Raw genomic sequence first — 4,027 nt, 5'->3', positions numbered from 1 at the left:
CAACTTCCAAGTACCAAAGGGACTTTATAAATCCCCCTTCATTCCTCAGTTATAATAAAAGCAGCAGGCCTCACGAAAAATGAGGCCTGCTGCTTTTTATTTTCATAAATAATTTCCCAATCAATTAAAGTCCTCTTCCAGGGTTACCAAGAAACTGACCAAATCCCTGATCTCTCTTCTGCTCAAAAACTGTTTCATATCAGGCATACTCGAAGGTACATCTTTTCTTTCCAGAATCTGATTCTTCATGATTAGGGTGTCGGGTTGATTACCCATTTTCAGAGTAATGTTTTCTTCAGTTTCATCCATTTTCACTCCTGCAACCTTCTTGTCATTCTCTAAGGTAAGGGTAACCACTCCAAAACCGGGAGCAAGCCTCTTACTTGGATCAATCAGTGCTTCAAGTAATTGTTCTCTCGTAAGTCTGGCTCCTACACCGTTTAATTTAGGTCCAGCATTTCCTCCAAAATCATCATATGCATGACATTTTATACACTGGGCTGTGGCATGTTGAAAGAAGATTTTTCGTCCTTTCACCAAGTCCCCTCCATATAAACTTCCGCTGTAAGAGGCCAGTAAATCGTCCTGTGTCATGTTCTCATGCACTTGATTGTACCTCTCTTTTAACTGCGCATCTTTTCTGGTTTCCATGGCTTCAAAAAACTCCAATTCAATGGCTTGAGGCAATTCATTCTCCTCAAATTGCGCCAATAATTTTTCAAAAACGTTCTTAGCACTTTCTTGATCAAGTCGTGCTAAAGTATTAACTGCAGCTTGTTGCTCTTCCACCGTCCTCTTCTGAATTACTTCATCCAAAAGAGCGGCTTTTCTTTCAGCTGGAATGGTCAATTCTTCCAATAAATCCAAACCTGCAACCCTGACACTTCTCTGGCTATCTGAAAGAGCTGTTTCCACTGCTTTGTCCATGGGAGAACCCGGAATTTTAGCCAAAGCCTTTAAACTTTCTGCCCTTACTGCCGGATCTTTATCATTTGATAAAACGGTCAATAGTTGTTGCGCGGCTGCTTCTATTTTCAGTTCCCCTAAAGCAATGACTGCTCCTTCTCTAATTTCTCGGCTTTTATTTTTGCTCAAGCCCATCAATATTTCAGCTGCTGAGGCCTGGAAAGCCTGAATGTCTCTTTCCACTTCTCCTCTATACCAGCCATCAACTCTATCTAGAACAGATGGTGAGGTCCAAGTACTTAAGGCAGCGATGGCTTCCACACGCATGGCTTCGGGAGCCTGAGCCGCATTGGCATAGGTCAATAAGTTATTGAATCCTTCTTCTGTACCCCATCTCAAATTGGCATTAATAGCTCGTCTTAACAATGGTTCAGAGGTATAGTTTGTGGTATTTAATATTTTGCCTAATTCCGGTATGGCTGCTTCAATAGAGAAATCATCATTAATTGCTCTGGCTGCTTCCGCTACTATGTATTCATTTTCGTCTTTTAAAAATGCTGTAATTCCCGAATCGCTCAATCTTCTAAGCGCAAGGACAGCTCCGAGTCGAACTGCTTCAGAAGGGTGCTTGGACAAATCCGCTATGGCAGAAGCCTCAGCCAATCTGGAAATCGCCAGACTTGCAGCATGCCTGATATACAAATCTTCGTTGTCATTTTCTTGTAGCAAATTCACCAATGGTTCAAAAGCAGCTTTATACTTCATTTTCCCTAAAGCCTCAGCAGCAAAAAATTGGACCCTTGGGGCTTTGGAACCAAGTAAGGGTAGAATTTTTTCAGCAGCTGCCGAATATTTCAAATCACCAAGCCACTTGCTTGCCTGTGCTACTATTTCAGCATCACTGTCTTTTAAATAAGGAATCAGTGCCTCTGCATGGTCGGCCTTTTTTCGTGCCAACTGGGAAATCCCCCAAATAGAATGCACCCTTGCCAATTGATTACTCTTTTGCGCCAAAGAAGTTTTAAATACTTCCATTCCTTCCCCTCCCCTTTTGGCCAATTCAAACTGTGCTTTTTGTCTTACCCGCTGGTCTTCAAAACTCAATAGTGTACTCAATTCCTCTATAGGCAATTCAGAATAATTCTTTGCCAAATGATTTTCAGTTTGTTTTCTAATGGCTGAATTGGCAGTTGCATCGGTAAATTTCCAAATTCGCCCATAGCCTTTATTCACCCAACCATCAATCCAATCTGAAAAATACAAGGCCCCGTCAGGAGCAAAGTCCATACCTGTGGCCAATATACCTGTTAATATTTGTTGGGTCTCTCCCATCTCAAATCCTGCACCTTTTGGTTTCAGCTCAAAAGCATGGATTCCAGATCTGGCAGCATTCCCCCCAAACTCAGCGACAAAAAACTTATTTTTCCATTGTTCTCCTAAGCCGGTACCCGGATTGTATTGAAAACCGGTAGGTCCATTGATATAATTGGCAATGGTTGGAATAAAGTAAGCTGCCTGAGCTTCGTTTCTTGGCAGATGCATTTTTTCATCCATCCATACTTTATACCCATTGTTTTTGGGATCACGGTATTTGCCAAACTGCCAATTGATTCGCCAGCCTGTATCTGAGCCCTCTACTAAATAAACAATCCTTTCACTTTCCCCCTTATGGTCTCCATCATTGTCCACACTAATAAGATTTCCATATTCATCAAAATCAAACTCATGGGTATTTCTCACCCCATAAGCGAAAATTTCAAAATCTGATCCGTCAGGATTCGCCCGTGCGATCACCCAGCAATTGGGGAAATCCAAAAGGTTTCCTTTATCGTCATTACCACTAAAACCAATGTCACCAATTCCCCAATAAATTTTACCTTCAGGCCCCACTTTCAGACCTGACATATTGTGTCCACCAAAACCAATGTGAACACCAAAACCATGTGCCAATGATTCTTTTTTATCCATCAGACCATCACCGTTGGTATCAGTCATTCTCCAAAGATCAGGTGCAACACCAACAAATAATGCATCATCATATTTTAATACTGCCCCGGCAACATCAGAAGTCTCTTCATTAAAATCACTGGCAATTAAAAGAGACTGATCCGCTTTACCATCCCTATCCGTATCTTTGACCTCAAACACATTTTCTTTTTCTATGGTAAGGTCTCTCCAGTCATGGGACCCATCCTTATTGAGATCAGGAAGCCATTCGTTTTTTTCGCTATTCTCCGGTGAAAGCTCTGTATGGATAAATGCTTTTCGATCCGCTACATTCTTAAAACTAATGGAGGCTATTTCCCAGTCCTGATGGCTTCGGATGTCAAACTCCGAAATTTTCCTTCTGTTTGTCTTTGAATAAATGGCGTTACCGGAATCATCGATTTGCAAAGAAATTGGGTCTGCCACCAAAGAATCTACTGCCCATAATTCCAAATTTAGGTCTTGATGAAACTCAGGATTTACCAAAGCTTCAATAGCTGAGGCTTGCTGTTTTACTCCTTCCTTTGTCATGGATTTAATCTGAAGGGGAACTGCCTGCTCATCTGATTTACACGCGGTAAGGCATAAACCTAGAATAAAATATAAAGGAAAAAAATTAAAAATTTTATATGGCTTTTTGAATTTAATATTTTTCAACATGGACATACTATATAAATTATGACAGGTGTTGTTTTACTTGTGTGAATGAAATAGGTTAGTGTTCTTCTTTATCCAAAGTAACCAAGAAGCTAATTAAATCACGAATTTCACGTTTGGTCAAAAGGGCCTTCATATCTGGCATGGACGACAAGGCATTGGTACGCTCACTAATGCTTTCTTTAGATATAATCTTTTCAGGTTCATTGCCTACTTTTAAAGCAATGTCTTTTTCGCTTTCTTTCACTACTATTCCTGAAACGCTTGTACCATCATTTAGTTTTAAGCTTACCGCTCCATAGCCATCGGCTATTTTGTTACTTGGGGCCACAAGCGCTTCCAATAATTCTTTTCTATTCAACCTCTTAGCGACACCATTTAATCGAGGCCCGGCATTACCGCCAAAATCGTCATAAGAATGGCAACGCATGCATTGAGCACTCTGGTTTTGAAAGAAAACCCTTCTGCCCTTAACCTT

General features: G+C 40.8%; 1 protein-coding gene and 1 pseudogene. Both read right to left on the bottom strand.

Annotated elements, in window-relative coordinates:
* Nucleotides 1–120: 120 nt before the first annotated feature.
* The gene (locus AAC037_RS20925; protein WP_339905353.1) at nucleotides 121–3,423 is read right to left on the bottom strand and encodes a HEAT repeat domain-containing protein; all 3,303 of its coding nucleotides are present in this window, start codon (nucleotides 3,421–3,423) and stop codon (nucleotides 121–123) included.
* Nucleotides 3,424–3,607: 184 nt separating this feature from the next.
* A pseudogene (locus tag AAC037_RS20920) lies at nucleotides 3,608–4,027 on the bottom strand (heme-binding protein); the annotation flags it as partial.

Origin of the sequence: uncultured Cyclobacterium sp. (assembly GCF_963976465.1) — a bacterium.
In the GTDB taxonomy this organism is placed as follows: Bacteria; Bacteroidota; Bacteroidia; order Cytophagales; family Cyclobacteriaceae; genus Cyclobacterium.
Note: the sequence above shows the minus strand (reverse complement) of the source record. Positions and strands in the feature narration are given on the sequence as shown.

What these genes read in the sequence shown, in the direction of transcription:
- AAC037_RS20925 (WP_339905353.1), bottom strand. Translation starts at nt 3,423, where the DNA reads ATGACAAAGGAAGGAGTAAAACAGCAAGCCTCAGCTATTGAAGCTTTG.